The organism is Streptomyces sp. NPDC088197 (assembly GCF_044741185.1).
Classification (GTDB): Bacteria; Actinomycetota; Actinomycetes; order Streptomycetales; family Streptomycetaceae; genus Actinacidiphila.
In genome coordinates this window covers 711076-729375 of record NZ_JBIUSD010000001.1, presented here as the reverse complement: position 1 = coordinate 729375, position 18300 = coordinate 711076, and the positions used below count along the sequence as shown (strand labels likewise).

Below are 18300 nucleotides of genomic sequence, written 5' to 3'. Positions count from 1 at the left end.
GTTGGGCCCGCTCCAACGCCCCGTGGAGCCGGTGCCTCCACCTAGCCTGAACGCCTACGTGACGGGCGATCGTACGGCCGACCGCGCGCCCTGACACTCACGCCGGCGAAAAGGCAGCACTGGGATGAGCCTGAAACTCCCCGCACCCACGGACGATCCGACATCGCCCGGCGACCCGACCGCGCCCGGCGACCCGACGTCGCCCGACGACCCGACCGCGCCCGGCCACGTACCGGCGGCGTCCGCCGCACCGGCACCGCGCGGCGGCGGGAAGGGCCGGTTGCGGGCGCTGGACGGGCTGCGGCTGGTGGCCGCGCTCATGGTGGCGATCTACCACCTGGCCTTCCGGGGCAGCGGAGCCTGGCGCGGACAGCCGCTGGAGATCTTCCCGCACCTGTCGCACGCCGCCGCGTACGGACCGCTGGGCGTGCAGTTCTTCTTCATCATCAGCGGCTTCGTGATCTGCATGAGCGGCTGGGGCCGCAGCGTCAAGGCGTTCGCGATCTCCCGGATCAGCCGCCTGTACCCGGCCTACTGGGCGGCGCTGATCCTGGTGACCGTCGTCCTGTTCGTCCTCGGCTACAAGACCGTCTCGCGCACCGACCTGCTCACCAACTTCACGATGCTCCAGACCCCGGCGGGCTCCGAGCGCGTCCTGGGCGTCTCCTGGACGCTGTGGGCCGAGATGCGCTTCTACGTGCTCTTCGCCGTCACCGTCCTGTGGCGCGGCGCCACCCGCAAGCGCGTCCTGGCCTTCTGCGCCCTGTGGACGATCGGCGCCCTGTACGCGGACTCCTCCGGCCAGGAGTTCCTCAAGCTGGCCCTGATGCCCGAGTACGCGCCCTTCTTCATCGGCGGCATCGGCCTCTACCTGCTGCGCCGCTTCGGCCACGACCTGCTGACCTGGGGCGTCGTCGCGACCGGCTTCCTGCTCGGCCAGCACTACGCGGTCCTGGGCCTCGTCCCCAAGCCCGGTGTGGCCGTCACCTTCCACCGCTCGCCGACCGTCGTCATCGCCCTGGTCGCCGCGGGCTTCGCCGCCATCGCCGCGGTGACGCTCGTGCGCCGCGTCGCCGACGTCGACTGGCGCTGGCTGACCACGGCGGGCGCCCTGACGTACCCCTTCTACCTGGTGCACGAGATCCTGGGCACGCTCGTCATCGAGAAGCTGAAGGCCCACACCGGCATACCGGACTACGGCGTACTCGCCCTCGCCATCGGCTCGATGCTGCTGCTCGCCTACCTCATCTACCGCCTGGTCGAACGCCCCCTAACGCCGATCCTGCGTCGCGCGCTCACCCACCAGGCCAACCGCCTGTCCGAACCCCGCCCGGCCTCGACCGGCTGACGTCGCTAAGCCCGGCGACCACCGACTTCCCGCGCACCGGGCGCGGCACGACTCCCCAGACCTCCGCGAGCGCGTCAATGAGCACCAGCCCCCTTCCGCCCTCGCTCTCCGGCCCGGCCTCGGCCAACTCCGGCTTCTCCGGCCCGCCGTCGGACACCGCCACCCAGTAGTGCCCGTCGGCGGGCCACAGCACCAGCTCGATGACCGCGTCCTCCTCGCACCGGTCCCCGTGCCGCACGGCGTTCGTGACCAGCTCACTGGTCACCAGCCCCAGATCCGCGGCCAGTTGGGGCTCCACCCCACGAGGGAGCGCCTCCGCGACGGCATGCCGCGCCCGGCGCACGGACTCCGGCCGCGCCGGGAAGCGCCAGAGTGCTGGTAAGCGGGGGATTTCAGGCATGACGAACTCCGTTGCGTCGAAGGGGTCTTGTGGCGTTCTGAGGGTTCGCCGGTGGCATGCCGCCGTCACTCGCGGTGCGCTTCCGACGTAGTTGTGCGTAGCTGCGCGCTACTACGGTAGGGGGATGGGGCCACTTTTGCCAGGCGCTTCAAATAAATGGCCTTCCGGCCATGCGCCTATGCTCACCGTGGCAGGCGGTCGAGACGCGCACAGGGAGGAAGGGCATGCCGACGAGGACGGTCCTCACCGAGCGACAGAAGCGTGTGGGAAGCGAGTTGCGCAGGCTGCGCACGGCGGCGGGCATGTCCGCCGAGAGCGCGGCGGGACTCCTGGGCGTCGACCGGAGCCGAATCTCCAACATGGAGTCGGGACTTCGGGCGATCAGCGCGGAGCGCGTGCGCAAGCTGGCCGTCAACTGCGAATGCACGGACGAGCGGTACGTCAACGCCTTGGCCGCGATGGCCGAACCGAGCGGCACCGGATGGTGGGAGCGCTATCGGGGCAGCCTGCCCCAGGGGTTCCTGGACATCTCCGAAATGGAGGCAGGCGCGTTACGGCTGCGCGGCGCCAACACGGTCCACATCCCGGGCATGCTCCAGACGTCCGACCACGCCATAGCCATCTTCCGCGCCGTGGTGCCCAAGCTCCCGGAGCACGAGGTCGCCCTGCGCCTCGCCCACCGATCGGAGCGCCAGCAACTGGTCACCGGCACCAGCACGCTCCCGTACGTCGCGGTGATCCACGAAGCCGCGCTGCGCATGCAGTTCGGGGGACCTGACGTGGCGCGCGCCCAACTGGACTACCTGCTGGAGGTCTCCGAGCGGGACAACGTCACCGTGCTGGTCCTCCCCTTCGCCCACGGGGCCTTCCCCGGCGCGGGTCACACCGTCGTCTACGCCGAAGGCGCCGTGAGCCAGCTCGACACCGTGCAGGTCGACAGCTCCCACGGACCGGTCTTCCTCCACGCCGAGGCGCAACTCGCGAAATACCGAGCGCAACTCGACCTGTTGGAAGAGTTGTCCGTGTCCGCCGACCGGTCCCGCGACCTCATCCGCGAGATCGCGCACCAGCTCTGAGGAGATCAGACCCGATGCCCGACATCACCTGGGAAGCCCCCTTCTGCGGCGAAGGCAGCTCCTGCTTCCGCCTCGGCACCGACGCCGACGGCAACGGCTACATAGCCGTCAACGGCCAAGAAGACCGTCCCCTCACCGACACCCGCGAAGCCCTCCGCACCCTGATCACCGACATCAAGGCCGGCAAGGCCGACCACCTGCTGTAGGCCGGCCACCTCGCGGTCAAGAAGCCCCCGACGGCCGTCGGCCGTCACCGTCGGGTCAGGTCACGACCCGCAGTTCGGGGCTGCCCGCCAGGTCGATGCCGTAACGGGCGTAGACGGCCGTGGTGTTCTCGCTCGTGAGGGCGTCCCGGTCGAGCGAGAGCCGGTCGGCCGTCTTCGCGGAGCCCTTCGACGGCGAGGCCCTGCTGGTCAGCCACTCCTCCGGCACCGGCGACACCCTTCTCGTACAGGCGGACCAGGGGGCGAACGTAGGTCGGGGCGGAGGGGTCACTCGATGGGGCGAAAAATGCGATCGTCGTCCCCTATGTACCGATTGGCGGAGAGCGGCGGATGGGCCGTTGGGGTCGAATGACCCGGACCAACCGTCGCCGCAGCACCCGTCGGAGAAGACATGAAGGTCTCAGGAACCAGGTTCGCCGGACTCGCGGCGGTCGCCGTGAGCACGCTGTCGCTCGGCGCCATCGTCGCGTCGGCCGCGCCTGCCGTGGCCCAGCCGCCGATCTGCGGCACCACCGACTGTCCCAGTCTGTCGCCGGCCAACCTGTCGGCCACCCAGGGATCGCTGAACGTCACGCAGATGCAGTTGGAGAACATCTCGGCCACGGCGACCGACGCGGTCACCGGCCGGCCGCTGGCGGGCGCGCTGGTCCAGTTCTCCACCAGCAACGGCCGCGCACTGGGCTCGGCGTACACCAACTACCAGGGCGTCGCCGCCATCAGCGCCTCGGAGAACTTCGGCCCCGGCACCGTCCAGGAACTGCTCAACGGCTACACCGCCGTGCTGGTCGGCGACGGCATCCACGCCCCCGCCTCGGCGCACGCGGCGATCACCATCGGCACGGACTGCACCATGGCCGCCAGCAGCGACCGCGGGCTGAAGTGCGCCGTCGTCCCGGTCGACTGGAGCCGCTGAGCGTGTGGCCTTTCCGCCGTTCCGGCGCGGCCACACCGGTAGCAGCCACACCAGCAGCGGACGCCGCCGTAACGACCGCTTCCGCCGAGGTCACCTCGACGGGAGCCGTCAACGGCTACCACGTGCTGGCGACCGTCGCGGCCCTGCCGGTCAGCACCTGGCGCTACCTCTGGGAGCCGGAGCACGTACGCCACATCGGTCCGATGTCCCAGGACTGGCACGCCGCCTTCGACTTCCAGCACGCCAACACCAGCGTGATCCCGCTCGTCGACGCCAACGGCGTCGCCATGGTCTGCATCCAGGCCCTGAACCGGCGCATCGACGAACTGACCGCCGAAGTGCGCGGCCTGCGCGAGATCACCGCGCAGCACGCACGGTCGGGCCGATGAGCGAGCCCGCGGACGAGGCGGGCCTGGCGGCCCTGCGCGAGTTGGTGGCGGCCCCCGCCGACCGCTTCCGTCAGCGCCCCGCCCCGGGACCCGAACAGGAACCGCGCACCCTCACCGTGGGCATGGCGACCTACGACGACTACGACGGCGTGTACTTCACCGTCATGAGCCTGCTGCTCTACCACGCGGAGGCGATGGACCGGGTCAGCGTCCTGGTCGTCGACAACCACCCCTCCGGGCCGCACGCCTGGGCGCTCAAGCGCCTGGAGCAGCAGATCCCCCAACTGCGTTACGTCCCCTACGACCGCCGCGTGGGCACCGCCGCCCGCGACCGGATCTTCCGCGAGGCCGTCTCGGACTGGGTGCTGTGCGTGGACTCCCACGTCCAGCTGCTGCCCGGGGCGCTGGCCGCCCTGCTGGACCATATCGACGAGCACCCCGACAGCGGCGACCTGCTCCAGGGACCCCTTGTCTCCACCGACGGGCACACGGTGTCCACCCACTGGGAACCGCGCTGGGAACGGTTCATGTACGGGGTCTGGGCCACCGACCCGCGCGGCACCGACCCCGACGCTCCCGCCTTCGAGATCGGGATGCAGGGCCTCGGCCTGTTCGCCTGCCGGACGAAAGCCTGGCCAGGGCTCAACCCCGCCTTCACCGGCCACGGCGGCGAAGAGGGCCACCTGCACGAAAAGTTCCGCCGCTCCGGCCACACCACCTTGTGCCTGCCCGCCCTGCGCTGGACGCACCGCTTCGACGCGCCGCGCCCCGGCCACATCACCCAGGACTGGTACCAGCGCCTGCGCAACTACCTGATCGGCTTCGACGAACTCGGCCAGAGCGCCGACGAGGCCGTCGGCCACTTCACCTCGATCCTGGGCGAAACAGCCGTCCGCCAGGGCCTGGCCGACTACCGGACCGAGACGCGCAGCCCCTTCACCGCCTTCGACGGCATCACCTGCATCAACCTCGACGACCGGCCCGACCGCTGGGAGACCGTGCGACGGCGGCTCGGCGCGCTGGAGATCCCCGCCGCGCGCGTCCACCGCCTGTCGGCCACGGCGACCCCCGTCAACCACCACATCGGCTGCGCCCTCTCCCACCGCCGGGCCATCCAGCAGGCCCACATTGACGGCCTGGAGTCCCTGCTGGTCCTGGAGGACGACGCGGTCTTCCTGCACGGCACCACGTGGGTCCTGCGCCGCGCCCTGGCCGAACTCGGGTCACGGCCCTGGTCGTTGCTCTACCTCGGCGGCGCCGACTGGGGCCGGACCTTCCCGCGCGCGGAGAACTGCGGACACATCGAGCCCGTCACCGGGATCACCACCGCCCACGCCATCGCGTACCACCGCGATGTCTTCACCGACCTGCTCGACGAACTCCCGGACACCGTCGACGGCATGACCGCCTGGATCCGGCGCCACACCGCGATCGACCAGTACCTCGCCGCCTGGGACCGGCCCGACTGCTACCGGACCGTCCCCGTCGTCGCCGCCCAGACCGACCAGATCCACCTGGTGGCGGAGGACCTGCGCGACCAGTTCGCCCTCTGAACCGTCCCCGCGAAGGCACCCGAAGGAGCGCCCGCCCGGTGAACTCGCCCCAGGCCCGCCGTGACGGGCTGCGCGTCAAGTCCCTCGCGGACGGCCGCCTGGCCGTCTACGACGAGCGGGCCGAGCAGGGACACCTTCTCGGCCCGCAGTCCGCCGCGGTCTACCTCCTCGCGGACGGCACCCGCACGCTCACCGACCTCACCGCGGCCGTCGCGCGCGTCCGGCCCCCGGCCGACACCGCGGCCGTCCGGCTGGCGCTCGGCGAGCTGACCGCCGCGGGCCTGCTCGACACACCCCTCGAAACACCGCCCGGCGCGCGGCCCGGCGCACCGTCCGGGCCGCCGGGGCGGACCGGCTAGCGGCCGAGGACCGTGTCGGCCGGGATGGTGCCCAGGCGGCCGGCCTGGAAGTCGTCGAAGGCCTGGGCCAATTCGGCGTGGGTGTTCATGACGAAGGGGCCGTACTGCATCATCGGCTCGCGGATCGGGAGGCCGCCGAGCAGGACGACCTCGAAGTTGGGCGAGCGGGACTCCTGGGTCTCGTCCGCGCGGATGGTGAGGGAGTCTCCCTTGCCGAAGACGACGGCCTGGCCCATACGGAAGGGGCGGGCGTCGGGGCCCGCGAAGCCGCGGCCGGCGAGGCCGTAGGCGAGGGCGTTGAAGTCGGCGCGCCAGGGCAGGGTCACCGAGGCGCCGGGGTTCACCGAGACGTGGATCATCGTGATCGGGGTGTGGGTGGCGCCGGGGCCCTCGTGGCCCGCGAGGTCACCGGCGATCAGCCGGATCAGCGCGCCGCCGTCACCGGAGGTGAGCAGCTTCAGGCCGCCCGCCCGGATGTCCTGGTACTTGGGCGGCATCATCTTGTCGGCCTTCGGCAGGTTCACCCAGAGCTGGAGGCCGTGGAAGAGGCCGCCGCTGGTGACCAGCGACTCCGGCGGGGTCTCGATGTGCAGCAGGCCGGACCCGGCGGTCATCCACTGGGTGTCGCCGTTGGTGATCGTGCCGCCACCGCCGTGCGAGTCCTGGTGGATGAAGGTGCCGTCCATGATGTACGTGACGGTCTCGAAGCCGCGGTGCGGGTGCCAGGGGGTGCCCTTGGGCTCTCCCGGCGCGTACTCCACCTCACCCATCTGGTCCATCATGATGAACGGGTCGAGGTTGCGGTAGTCGATGCCCGCGAAGGCGCGGCGCACGGGGAAGCCCTCCCCCTCGAAACCGCTCGGGGCGGTGGACACCTGTAGCGCCTTGCGGGGCTGGGCGTCGTCGGGCGCGCTCACACGCGGCAGGGTCAGCGGGTTCTCTACGGTCACGGCGGGCATGACTGCCTCCTTCGGGATGCTCCGGTTCCAAAGTAGTTGAACACTGAACATCTCGCAAGGCGTGACTATTCCAGCACTCACCGGAGGGGAAGATCGAAAGCGCGGGCGTACGAGCCGGGACGTGCGCCCGTACGGTCTCAGGCGTACCGCCGTACGGCCTCAGGCGTACCGCCGTACGGCCTCAGGCGTGCCGCCGGGCAGCCTCAGCCGTACATCCGGCGCATCGTGAAGTCGACCATCTGCTCGACCGCCTTGGCGTCGAAGACCATGCGATGCTGGCCGTCGATGTCCAGCACGAAGCCGTAGCCGGTGGGCAGCAGGTCCAGCACCTCGGCGCCGGTGATCACGAAGAACTTGGACTCCTTGCCCGCGTACCGCCGCAGCTCCTTCAGGGAGGTGAACATCGGGATGACCGGCTGCTGGGTGTCGTGCAGTGCCAGGAAGCCCGGATTGTCGCCGCGCGGGCAGTACACCTTGGACGTGGCGAAGATCGCCTGGAAGTCCTCGGCGGCCATCGAACCCGTGGTGAAGGCGCGGACCGCGTCGGCCAGGGACGGCGGGGAGGGCTCCGGATAGCCACCGGGCATGGGTGCGGCGCCCTGGACCGGGCCGGGTCCGGGATTCACGCTCTGCTCGTAGCCGTACACGGCCTCAAGAGTAACGGCCCCCGGGACGAGGAAACGGTCACATCCGACCCTTCCGGGGTTGCTTCTTATTACCGACGGGTAGCATTATTTTCCACGAGTGCCACGACCACCCCACTTGCGATACGGAGCCGACGTCATGGGCCACTACAAGTCGAACCTCCGCGACATCGAGTTCAACCTCTTCGAGGTGCTCGGCCGCGACCAGCTCTACGGCACGGGTCCGTTCGCCGAGATGGACGTGGAGACCGCGAAGGACGTCCTCGCCGAGCTGGCGCGCATGGCGGAGAACGAGCTGGCGGAGTCCTTCGCCGACGCCGACCGCAACCCGCCGGTCTTCGACCCGAAGACCAACACCGCCCCGGTGCCCGAGACCTTCAAGAAGAGCTACCAGGCCTTCATGGACGCCGAGTACTGGCGGCTCGGCCTGCCCGAGGAGATCGGCGGCACCACCGCGCCGCGCTCCCTGATCTGGTCCTACGCGGAGCTGGTGCTGGGCGCCAACCCCGCCGTGTGGATGTACTCCTCGGGCCCGGCCTTCGCCGGAATCCTCTACGAGGAGGGCACCGAGGAGCAGAAGAAGATCGCCGCGCTCATGGTCGACAAGCAGTGGGGCTCCACCATGGTCCTCACCGAGCCCGACGCGGGCTCCGACGTCGGCGCGGGCCGCACGAAGGCGGTCAAGCAGGACGACGGCACCTGGCACATCGAGGGCGTCAAGCGCTTCATCACCTCGGGCGAGCACGACATGTCCGAGAACATCATCCACTACGTGCTGGCCCGCCCCGAGGGCGCGGGACCCGGCACCAAGGGCCTGTCGCTGTTCATGGTCCCGAAGTACGAGTTCGACTTCGAGACCGGCGAGCTGGGCGAGCGCAACGGCGTCTACGCCACCAACGTCGAGCACAAGATGGGCCTGAAGGCGTCCAACACCTGCGAGATGACCTTCGGCGACGGGCTCCCCGCCAAGGGCTGGCTGATCGGCGAGAAGCACGACGGCATCCGGCAGATGTTCCGGATCATCGAATTCGCCCGCATGATGGTCGGCACGAAGGCCATCGCGACGCTCTCCACCGGCTACCTGAACGCGCTGGAGTACGCCAAGGAGCGCGTGCAGGGCCCGGACCTCGCGCAGTTCATGGACAAGACCGCGCCCAAGGTCACCATCACCCACCACCCCGACGTCCGCCGCTCGCTCATGACGCAGAAGGCGTACGCCGAGGGCATGCGGGCGCTGGTGCTCTACACCGCCTCCGTGCAGGACGCCATCCAGGTCGCCGAGGCGGCCGGCGAGGACGCCACGAGGCTGCACGGGCTCAACGACCTGCTGCTGCCGATCGTCAAGGGCTACGGCTCCGAGAAGTCGTACGAGCAGCTCGCCCAGTCCCTCCAGACCTTCGGCGGCTCCGGGTACCTCCAGGAGTACCCGATCGAGCAGTACATCCGGGACGCCAAGATCGACACGCTCTACGAGGGCACCACCGCCATCCAGGGCCAGGACTACTTCTTCCGGAAGATCGTCCGCGACCAGGGGCAGGCCATGACGGCGCTCAGCGAGGAGATCAAGAAGTTCCTCGCCGAGGCCACGGGCGGGGAGGACCTGGCCGCCGCCCGCGACCAGCTCGCCAAGGCGGCGGTGGACCTGGAGGCGATCGTCGGCGCCATGCTCACGGACCTTTCGGCCACCGAGCAGGACGTCCGCTCGATCTACAAGGTGGGGCTCAACACCACGCGGCTGCTGCTCGCCTCCGGTGACGTGGTCATCGGGTACCTGCTCCTGCGCGGGGCCGGCGTGGCCGCCGAGAAGCTCTCCGGGGCCTCCGCCAAGGACGCCGCCTTCTACGCGGGGAAGGTCGCCGCCGCGAAGTTCTTCGCCGCCAATGTCCTTCCCGGCGTGGGGACGGCTCGGTCCCTGGCCGAATCCGTCGACCTCGGCCTCATGGACCTCCCGGAGGACTCCTTCTGACCCGCCCCCGGGGACTCCTTCCAACCCGCCCCGGCGGGCAGTCCGGTGGTCGCCGGACTGCCCGCCGGTGGTGGGTTGCTCGCGCAGTTCCCCGCGCCCCTAACGGGGCGAGCCATGTGGCCGAAAACTAAGCTGAGGGCATGAGCTCTCAGCGTCCGGCGTTTGGCCGTAAGCACACCGAAGATCTGGCCGCCTTCGTGCAGGCGAGTCCGACGCCGTACCACGCGGTGGCGACCGTGGCGGAGCGGCTGGAGGGGGCCGGGTTCCGGCGGGTGGCGGAGACGGAGAAGTGGGGGGCCGAGCCGGGCGGGCGGTATGTGCTGCGCGGGGGCGCGGTGGTGGCGTGGTTCGTGCCGGACGGCGCACGGCCGGAGACACCGTTCAGGATCGTCGGCGCGCACACGGACTCGCCGAATCTGCGGGTGAAGCCGCGCCCGGACATGGGGTCGCAGGGCTGGCGCCAGGTGGCGGTGGAGATCTACGGCGGCCCGCTGCTGAACAGCTGGCTGGACCGGGACCTGGGCCTGGCGGGCCGGCTGACGCTGCGCGACGGCAGTACACGGCTGGTCGCGACCGACCGCCCGCTGCTGCGGGTGCCGCAGCTCGCGATCCACCTGGACCGGGGCGTGAACGACGGGCTGACGCTGGACAAGCAGCGCCACCTCCAGCCGGTGTGGGGCCTGGGCGACGCCCAGGACGGCGACCTGATCGGCTACCTCGCCGAGCGGGCGGACCTCGACCCGGAGGACGTCGTCGGCTGGGACCTGATGACGCACGACACGCAGCCGCCCGCCTTCCTCGGGCGCGACGAGGAACTGTTCGCCTGCCCCCGGCTGGACAATCTGCTGTCGGTGCACGCGGGCGCCGCCGCGCTGGCCGCCGCGTCGGGCGGCCAGGACCTCACGTACATCCCGGTGCTCGCCGCCTTCGACCACGAGGAGAACGGCAGCCAGTCCGACACCGGCGCCCAGGGCCCGCTGCTCGGCAACGTCCTCAGCCGCTCGGTGCACGCGCGCGGCGGCGGCTTCGAGGAGCGGCAGCGCGCGCTGGCCGCGAGCGTCTGCGTCTCGTCGGACTCCGGCCACGCCGTGCACCCCAACTACGCCGAGCGGCACGACCCGACGCACCACCCGCGCGCCAACGGCGGCCCGATCCTGAAGACCAACGTCAACCAGCGGTACGCCACCGACGGCACCGGCCGCGGCGTCTTCGCGGCGGCCTGCGACACCGCGGGCGTCCCCTACCAGCACTTCGTGTCGAACAACTCGATGCCCTGCGGGACGACGATCGGCCCGATCACCTCCGCCCGGCACGGCATCACCACGGTCGACGTCGGGGTGCCGATCCTCTCGATGCACTCGGCCCGCGAGATGTCCGGCGCCGACGACCCGCATCTGCTGGCCAGCGCCCTGACGGCCTTCCTGGCGGCCTGACTCGGGGGACTGCTTCCGGGGACTGCTTCCGGGGCCTTCCGGGGCCTGCTTGCGGGCCGGGGCCGCGCCCCGGCCCGCCCGTGACCCGATGCGCCTGCTTGTGCCCCGAGGTCCGGGGTAGGCGCTGCTTCAGAACGCCGGAGCACAACTAGGCCAAAGGAAGCGGTAATTGTGGGCATCGGAGGCTGCATCATTCTGATCGCGGTCGGTGCGATCATCACGTTCGCCACCGACTGGCACGCCAAGGGCGTCAACATGGATCTGCTCGGCCTGATCATGATGGCCGTCGGCATCATCGGACTCGCCGCTTACGTCAGCATCTTCAAGCGCCGCCGGATTCCCCCGACGGCCGACGGCGACATCCCGCCCGTCGAGGAGCGCTACTACCCGGGTGACCGGCGGTACTGACACCAGGCCAGTACCACCGGCGTTCTGACGTGAGGTCAGCCCCGGATCTCAGAACAGCGACTTGTACATCTGCCAGCCCGCGCCGAGCCTGACGCGGGCGGCAAAGCCCGGCTCGCTGTCGCGGCCGTCGTAGCGCCACAGGTCGCCCGCCGCGTCACGGGCGACCAGTCCGGTGAGGTACGCCCCCCGGACCGGCCGGATTTCGCCGACGCCCACGATCGAGTTGTAGATGTTCCAGCCGGACCCGATCTTCACGCGCGGCCCGAAGTGCCCCTTGCCGTCGCCGTCATAGGCCCACAGCACCCCGGACTTGTCCCGGGCCAGAAGCTGACGGCCGTAGCCGACGGATTCGGAGTGCTGCGAGCCGATCAGCAGGTTGTACGTGTTCCAGCCGCCGCCGATGAGGGTGCGCGGCCCGAACCTGCCGTTCCGGTCGGCGGCGTAGAGGTACAGGCTGCCGGACGGCGTACGCGCCACGAGGTCCGCGCGGCCGTCACCGGTCAGGTCGCCGACCGAGGCCAGCGCGTCGTACGCGTTCCAGCCGGGGCCGATGAGCGTGCGCGGCTGGGACGGGGTGAAGTTCGTGCCCGCCTTGCCGTCGTAGCGCCACAGTTGGCCCGAGGCGTCCCTGACCAGCAGGTCGTTGACCCGGTCACCGCTGAGGTCGCCGTAGGGCACGTACAGCGAGGACGTCGGCCAACCGGACGTGGAGCGCGCCGCGTTGACGTTGCCCTTGCCGTTGCCCGCGCGCAGGTCCAGGCGGCCGGACGGGGTGAGGCCGAAGAAGTCGCCGGTCCCGTCACCGGTGAAGTCGTGCACGCCCGCGGCGCCCTTGACGACGATCAGGCCGGTGAGGGAGAGCCCGCCGGGGCCGCCGTCGGCCGGGGGCGCGGTCAGCGTCCAGGTGTAGCGGCCGTTCCTGACCCACGCCCCGTCGGCGCCCTTGAGATTCCAACTCGCCGACACCTGCGCGCCCTTGGAGCCGCGGCGGGTGGCGACCGTCCTGCCCGCCTCGTCCGTGACCGTCAGGCTCCAGCCCGCGACGGGCCGGGACAGCGTCCACCTGCCGTACCAGTCCTCGGGGTTGTCCAGGACGTCGACGACGGCCGGGCCGACGTCGCTGCTCAGCACCGACACCGCGCTGCGCGGTATCGAGGTCAACGGCTGCACGTGGAAGCGGTGTTGCGCATCGACGTACACGACACCGCCGCCGTACTTGTCCACCGTCCACCTCACGCCTCGGTCGTCGGCCAGGTCGCTCGCTGCCAGTTCCGCGAGGTTGCTGCCGACGGCCGAGCCCGTGTGCACGTCGGTGAGCATCAGACGGCCCGCCGTCGTGTCGTGCCGGACGACGTAACCGTCGCCCAGCAGCGCGGTCCCGGTCGGCACCGGCACGTTCTTGCCGGTCGTACGGTCGTGCACCCCGGCGCTGGTGCCGCACGACCAGTACAGCCAACGCCCGTCCGCCTGAAGCTCCTTGGGCACGCACGGCGCGCCCGTCTGGACCGTGGCGCCGTACGTCCGCCGCTCCAGGTCGTACGGGCGGACGGTGCCGGTGGCGCTGCCGGGCACCCACAGGGTGCGGCCCCACAGCGCGGAGGCCGTGACCGGGCCGTCGAACAGGGTGCCGTCGTAGCGGAGGTCGAAGACCTTCTGCCGCGCGGGGGTGCCGGTGTGCACCACGACGTACGGTCCCGCGGCGTCGGTGACCGTGCCGGGCGCGCCGAGGAAGACGGCGCGCGAATCGGTCGGGGACGGCGGCTGGGGCACGGTGATGATGTTGGCGGCGGAGAAGGCCACGGTGCCGGTGCCGGTGCCCTGGAGGTGCACGCAGGCGACGCCGGAGCCGCAGTCGGCGGGCTTCGGACCGTAGCTCCACAGCAGTTCGGGTTCCGACACGGCGGGCGCCGGGCCCGCGGCCACATCGCGCCGTACCAGGGCCGGGTAGGGCCGGGTGGTGTCGGAGTACGCCAGCCGCCCGGCGCTGTAGGACAGTCCGTAGACCGTGGCCGCGACCGGCGGCAGCGTCTTGAGGTCGGTGACGGTCGCGTCGGCGCCGTCGGCCGCGGTGATCCGGCGGACCGCCCAGTCGTCGGGTCCTGTGCCGCCCTCGACCAGCACCGAGCCGTCGGGCGCGGTCGCCATGTCCGTGGCCACCTTGGCCAGCAGGGTCCGCGCGGGGCCGCCGCCGACCGGGACGGCCCGCAGCGGAAGTCCCGCGGACTGGCTGTCCGTCGACCGCTCCAGCACCAGGACGCGGTCCCCGGTGACGGTGAGCTTCGGCGTACCGTCCCGGCCGTCGGTGGGCAGCGGCGTCTTCTCGACGGGGGCCGTCGGGTCGTCGAGCCGTACGGTGTACGCCGTCGTGGCCGCGCCGCCGTACGCCAGCACCCGGTCCCTGCCGAGGACGACGGTGGTCTGCTCGGCGGCGGGCACGTCGGCGAGGATCGCACGCAGCGTGCCGGTGCGGTAGTCCAGCAGGTAGGCGTGCGCGGTGCCGGGCGCGGCGCCCGAGGTCAGCCGCAGGACGGCGTGGTCGCGGTTCTGCGCGAGCAGGTCGGGCCAGTCGGGCACGGCGGTCCCCGGGGGCAGCCCGGTGACGGTCAGGTCGGCGGAACCGTCCTTGCCGTCGCCGATCACGTGCAGCGCGGCGAGCGTGCCGTCGGCGGCGGTCTCGCTGGTGAGGACGCGGTCGAGGCTGAAGCCGAACGGCACCCAGCGCTGGCCCGCCGGCGCGGTGACCGTGCGGAAGGTGTTGGTGTCGTAGTCGGTGATCGTCACCGACTGGGACGGGAAGTTGCGGATGAGGTGCGCGGACAGGCCGGTGTTGACCAAGGGCGGCGTGGGATCCGGCAGTACCGGGCCCTCGCTGCCGTCCGCCGGATTCACCCAGTGGGCGCCGTTGGCCCCCCTGACCAGGTATCCGTCGTTCCCGGCGGTGATCAGCGGCTCGCTCTGCGGCAGCCACCGCGAACCGGCGGGTATGACGGTCTCCTGCGACGCGGTACCGGACGGCGTACCGTCCGCGTACGCCGTGCCGCCGGTGACGGCCGGGGCGAGCCCGGCGGCCATGACGACGACGGTGGCCGCCGCGACGGAGCCGCGTGTGAGAGCGCGACGAGGCACTCGGTCCCTCCCCAGGTGACGCTCCGCCCCCCGGCGGATCAAGAGTGATGGCCGGAGCTTACTCACCGCCCGGGCACGCCCGTACGGCGCCTGTACGCCTTACGCGTCCAGGCCCGCCAGGACCAGCGCCAGCCGCGAGTCGCCGTCGGCGCCGACGCGGACCGGGACGCCCCAGTCCTGCTGGTGCACGTGACAGGCGGGGTAGGGGTTGGCCGGATCGTCGTCGCAGGACGCGGCCATCGCGGAGACGTGCAGGACGCCCTCGGTGACGGACGGGTCGAGGACCAGGTCGCGGAAGAGGTCGGTGCCCTTGCCCGCGCCCTCCGCCAGGAGTTCCGGCGGGGTGGCGCTGACCAGCAGCCGCGTCGAGGGCCCGTACCGCTCGTCGAGCTTCTGCCCGTCGGGCGCGGTGAACACCACGTCGAGCCGGAAGGCACCGGCCGCCACGTCGGTCGCGTCCCGCTGCGTACGGTGGGCGACGGCCTCCACGCGGACGGCCTCCTCCGGCAGGTGCATCCGGGTCAGCCGGTGCCCGGCGGACTCCACCACGACGATGTCGCCGTCCACGACCACCGCGTCCGAGGGCTCGCGCAGGTCGGTCGCGAGCGTGGTGACCTCGCCGGTCACCGGGTCGTAGCGGCGCAGCGCGTTGTTGTACGTGTCGCTGACCGCGACCGAGCCGTCCGGCAGCGCGGTGACGCCCAGCGGGTGCTGGAGCAGCGCCTGCCCGGCGGGGCCGTCGCGGTGGCCGAAGTCGAACAGGCCGGTGCCGACGGCCGTACGGATGATGTAGCGGCGCGGCTCACCGCCGTCACCGCCTGCCGTGTCCGCGTCCGCGTCCGGGTCGTCGTCGGCGCGCTCGACCCAGCGCAGCGCCGAGGTCTCGGAGTCGGCGATCCACAGCCTTCCCCAGCCGTCGGCCGGGGGCGCCCCCGCCTCGCCGCGCTCCGGCGCCGCCGCGAGCCCGGACGGCTGGGCGAACCACGCCTGCGCCGCGTGCCCGTCCACCAGCCCTTCGTTGGTCGTGCCCGCCGCGACCCGTACGGTCTCCGTCGCCGGGTCGTACGTCCAGAGCTGGTGCACGCCCGCCATCGCGATCCACACCCGGTCGTCGAACCAGGCCACGTCCCACGGCGAGGACAGGTCCACCTCGCGGGCCGGGCCGGACGTCGGGGAGCCCTGCCACCACTGCTTTCCGGTGCCCGCGACCGTCGTCACGTGGCCGGTGCCCAGGTCGACGCGGCGCAGCGCGTGATTGACGGTGTCGGCGACGATCACGCTGCCGTCGGGCAGCAGCGTCAGCCCCTGCGGCTCGCTGAAGCGGGCCGTCTCCGCGTTGCCGTCGGCCAGCCCGCGCGTGCCGGTGCCGATCCGCCGCACCACGCTCTCGGCGTCCGCCGCCAGCTCCACCAGGGCGTGCCGGGTCGAGTCCGACACCAGGAAGTGCCCGGAGCCGGGCAGCGCGAGCGCCTTGCCGGGGAAGCGGAGGTCGGTCGCGACCGGCTCGGGCGGTACGTACGGGCCGTCGCCCCTGCGCAGGGTGCCCTTGGCCGCGTGCTCCTTTTCCAGCGCCGTCACGAGCTGCTCCAGCGCGTGCGCGTGCCCCTCGCCCGCGTGCTGCGCGACCACGTACCCCTCGGGGTCGATCACCACCAGCGTCGGCCAGGCCCGTACGGCGTACTGCTTCCACGTCGAGAGCTGCGGGTCGTCCAGCACCGGGTGGTGCACCTCGTACCGCTCCACCGCGTCCACGACCGCCTGGTGCTCGGCCTCGTGCACGAATTTCGGCGAGTGCACGCCGACGATCACCACCGTGTCCCTGTGCCGCTCCTCCAGGGCCCGCAGCTCGTCCAGGACATGCAGACAGTTCACACAGCAGAACGTCCAGAAATCCAGAATGACGATGCTGCCCCGCAGGTCAGCGAGGGTCGGATGCTTGTCGCCGGTGTTCAGCCAGCCGCCCTCGCCGGTCAGCTCGGGCGCCCGGACACGTGCACGTGCAGTCATATCCCCATCCAACAGCATCCGCCGGGGTAGGCATTCCCTATGAAATACGTGGTGCGAGAGAAGATGTTCGCCATCGGTGACGACTACTGGATCGAGGACGAGCACGGCCGCAGGGCCTTCTACGTCGACGGGAAGGTCCTCCGGATCCGCGACACCCTCGAACTCCAGGACCCGGACGGCAACGAGGTCGCCGTCATCCGCAAGAAGCTGGTGTCCCTGCGGGACGCCATGACCATCGAGCGCGACGGCGATGTCCTCGTCACCGTCCGCAAGAAGCGCCTCCACCTGCTCCGCGACGTCTTCCGCGCCGAGCTCGCCTCCGGCGAGGAACTCGAAGTGCGCGGCGACATCATCGACAAGGAGTTCGACATCGAGTACGAGGGGGAGCGCCTCGCGCGCATCTCCCGCAAGTGGTTCACCCTCCGTGACGCCTACGCCATCGACATCGAGCGCGAGGACGCCGATGCCGCGATGCTGATCGCGGTGGCGGTGTGCGTCGACCGCATGGTCGACAAGGAGCACGAGGACGAATAGCCCTGCGCAGGGCGGCGACCCGGTCTTTCCGGGGCGCCGCCTTTGTGCCCGAACCTCGCGCGGGTGGGTGCCCGCAGCGCCCCTGAAAGATCGGCGGGCCCTTCTCGCGGCCGGACAGGCCCTAGCGGGGCTTCGGGGTGGGGACTCCGAGGACGCGGTCGCGGAGGACGGGGAAATCGGCGCGGGTGACGTCCACGCGGAAGACGTCGACCTCGGCGGAGAGCGCCTGCTCGGCGGGCCCGGCCTCGGCGACGATCTCACCCCAGGGATCGACGATCATGCTGTGCCCGGCCTGCTCCACCCCGGCGTGGGTGCCGGCCGTCCCGCAGGCGAGGACGTACGCCTGGGACTCGACGGCGCGGGCGCGCACCAGCAGCCGCCAGTGGGCGAGCCGCCGCGCGGGCCAGCCCGCCGGAACGACCAGCGTCTGCGCCCCGGCGTCGAGCAGCAGCCGGAACTGCTCGGGAAAGCGCAGGTCGTAGCAGGTGGCGAGGCCGAGGACGGTGCCGGGGACGCGGGCGGTGACGATGTCGTGCCCGGAGGACATGAGGACGGCCTCGCCCTGGTCGAAGCCGAAGCGGTGGATCTTGCGGTAGACCGCCGCGAGAGCGCCGGCGGGGGAGAAGAGCAGCGAGGTGTTGAACAATTCGCCGCCGACGACGTCGCGTTCGACGATCGACCCGGCGTGCAGCCACACCCCGGCGTCGCGCGCCGCCGCGCTCATCACCTCGGCGGTCGGGCCGCCGTCCGCCGTCTCGGCCTCGGCCGCGAAGTCCTCGGCGGCGAAGGCGCCGACCGGCCACAGTTCGGGCAGCACGACAAGATCCGCGTCCGCGTGGGCACGTACCATCGCTGCCACACGGTCGCGCCGCGAGGCGACCGATTCCCTCTGGTCCACGTCGATCTGAAGAAGCGTTGCGCGCACTCGGACACCGCCCATACGTTGGGTCGTCAAGCCGGG

At 71.4% G+C, this 18300-nt stretch carries 18 protein-coding genes; 11 read left to right on the top strand and 7 right to left on the bottom strand.

Features of this window, described 5'->3' with window-relative positions; genetic code table 11:
• The first annotated feature begins 124 nt into the window (after window positions 1–124).
• Window positions 125–1348: an acyltransferase family protein gene (locus ACIOC1_RS03265; protein WP_401851455.1), complete on the top strand. Its 1224-nt coding sequence runs from the start codon at window positions 125–127 to the stop codon at window positions 1346–1348.
• Here ACIOC1_RS03265 and ACIOC1_RS03260 read toward each other — a convergent pair.
• Entirely contained in the window at window positions 1296–1748 is a 453-nt protein-coding gene (locus ACIOC1_RS03260) for an ATP-binding protein (protein ID WP_391041866.1), read from the bottom strand. The two genes, ACIOC1_RS03265 and ACIOC1_RS03260, sit on opposite strands and share 53 nt — an antisense overlap.
• Window positions 1749–1972: 224 nt before the next feature.
• Between ACIOC1_RS03260 and ACIOC1_RS03255 the strand changes: the two genes are divergently transcribed.
• Window positions 1973–2824 (top strand): Scr1 family TA system antitoxin-like transcriptional regulator, encoded by an 852-nt coding sequence (locus ACIOC1_RS03255; RefSeq protein ID WP_391041868.1) that lies wholly within the window; start codon window positions 1973–1975, stop codon window positions 2822–2824.
• 14 nt (window positions 2825–2838) lie between these two features.
• Window positions 2839–3030, top strand: a complete 192-nt coding sequence (locus ACIOC1_RS03250) for a hypothetical protein (protein WP_391041870.1) — start codon at window positions 2839–2841, stop codon at window positions 3028–3030.
• A 55-nt stretch (window positions 3031–3085) separates the two neighbouring features.
• On the opposite strand, the gene ACIOC1_RS03245 is transcribed toward ACIOC1_RS03250, so the two are convergent.
• Window positions 3086–3256: a hypothetical protein gene (locus tag ACIOC1_RS03245; RefSeq protein WP_355339598.1), complete on the bottom strand. Its 171-nt coding sequence runs from the start codon at window positions 3254–3256 to the stop codon at window positions 3086–3088.
• A gap of 183 nt (window positions 3257–3439) precedes the next feature.
• On the opposite strand from ACIOC1_RS03245, the gene ACIOC1_RS03240 reads away from it, so the two are divergent.
• Genes ACIOC1_RS03240 through ACIOC1_RS03225 form a run of 4 tightly spaced genes read left to right on the top strand, consistent with a single transcriptional unit; the run spans window position 3440 to window position 6262 of the window.
• On the top strand, window positions 3440–3961 hold the full coding sequence (locus ACIOC1_RS03240) for a hypothetical protein (protein WP_355339595.1): 522 nt from the start codon (window positions 3440–3442) through the stop codon (window positions 3959–3961).
• A gap of 2 nt (window positions 3962–3963) precedes the next feature.
• Window positions 3964–4350 (top strand): tail fiber domain-containing protein, encoded by a 387-nt coding sequence (locus tag ACIOC1_RS03235; RefSeq protein WP_401305575.1) that lies wholly within the window; start codon window positions 3964–3966, stop codon window positions 4348–4350.
• Window positions 4347–5903, top strand: a complete 1557-nt coding sequence (locus tag ACIOC1_RS03230) for a glycosyltransferase (protein ID WP_355339590.1) — start codon at window positions 4347–4349, stop codon at window positions 5901–5903. Before ACIOC1_RS03235 ends, ACIOC1_RS03230 begins: the two co-directional genes overlap by 4 nt.
• A gap of 38 nt (window positions 5904–5941) precedes the next feature.
• The gene (locus ACIOC1_RS03225; protein WP_401305573.1) at window positions 5942–6262 is read left to right on the top strand and encodes a hypothetical protein; all 321 of its coding nucleotides are present in this window, start codon (window positions 5942–5944) and stop codon (window positions 6260–6262) included.
• On the opposite strand, the gene ACIOC1_RS03220 is transcribed toward ACIOC1_RS03225, so the two are convergent.
• Both ACIOC1_RS03220 and ACIOC1_RS03215 read right to left on the bottom strand, forming a co-directional pair.
• A complete protein-coding gene (locus ACIOC1_RS03220) occupies window positions 6259–7221 on the bottom strand; it encodes a pirin family protein (RefSeq protein WP_355339584.1) in 963 nt (320 codons plus the stop codon). The two genes, ACIOC1_RS03225 and ACIOC1_RS03220, sit on opposite strands and share 4 nt — an antisense overlap.
• Window positions 7222–7424: 203 nt before the next feature.
• Complete coding sequence (locus ACIOC1_RS03215; RefSeq protein ID WP_391041886.1) at window positions 7425–7868, bottom strand: SseB family protein; 444 nt, start codon at window positions 7866–7868, stop codon at window positions 7425–7427.
• Between the two features lie 136 nt (window positions 7869–8004).
• Here ACIOC1_RS03215 and ACIOC1_RS03210 point away from each other — a divergent pair, with 136 nt between their 5' ends.
• From ACIOC1_RS03210 to ACIOC1_RS03200, 3 genes are all read left to right on the top strand, one after another.
• The gene (locus ACIOC1_RS03210) at window positions 8005–9831 is read left to right on the top strand and encodes an acyl-CoA dehydrogenase C-terminal domain-containing protein (protein WP_391041888.1); all 1827 of its coding nucleotides are present in this window, start codon (window positions 8005–8007) and stop codon (window positions 9829–9831) included.
• A gap of 140 nt (window positions 9832–9971) precedes the next feature.
• Window positions 9972–11264: a M18 family aminopeptidase gene (locus ACIOC1_RS03205; protein WP_401851447.1), complete on the top strand. Its 1293-nt coding sequence runs from the start codon at window positions 9972–9974 to the stop codon at window positions 11262–11264.
• A gap of 171 nt (window positions 11265–11435) precedes the next feature.
• Window positions 11436–11672: a hypothetical protein gene (locus ACIOC1_RS03200; protein WP_188282515.1), complete on the top strand. Its 237-nt coding sequence runs from the start codon at window positions 11436–11438 to the stop codon at window positions 11670–11672.
• 48 nt (window positions 11673–11720) lie between these two features.
• Here the strand turns inward: ACIOC1_RS03200 and ACIOC1_RS03195 are convergent, their stop codons facing one another.
• A complete protein-coding gene (locus tag ACIOC1_RS03195) occupies window positions 11721–14798 on the bottom strand; it encodes an FG-GAP-like repeat-containing protein (RefSeq protein ID WP_401851444.1) in 3078 nt (1025 codons plus the stop codon).
• A gap of 99 nt (window positions 14799–14897) precedes the next feature.
• Window positions 14898–16805: an NHL domain-containing thioredoxin family protein gene (locus ACIOC1_RS03190; protein ID WP_401851442.1), complete on the bottom strand. Its 1908-nt coding sequence runs from the start codon at window positions 16803–16805 to the stop codon at window positions 14898–14900.
• Window positions 16806–16844: 39 nt separating this feature from the next.
• On the opposite strand from ACIOC1_RS03190, the gene ACIOC1_RS03185 reads away from it, so the two are divergent.
• Window positions 16845–17339: an LURP-one-related family protein gene (locus ACIOC1_RS03185; RefSeq protein ID WP_355339569.1), complete on the top strand. Its 495-nt coding sequence runs from the start codon at window positions 16845–16847 to the stop codon at window positions 17337–17339.
• A 121-nt stretch (window positions 17340–17460) separates the two neighbouring features.
• Here ACIOC1_RS03185 and ACIOC1_RS03180 read toward each other — a convergent pair whose 3' ends face one another.
• Complete coding sequence (locus ACIOC1_RS03180; RefSeq protein WP_401851440.1) at window positions 17461–18264, bottom strand: carbon-nitrogen family hydrolase; 804 nt, start codon at window positions 18262–18264, stop codon at window positions 17461–17463.
• Between the last annotated feature and the right edge of the window lie 36 nt (window positions 18265–18300).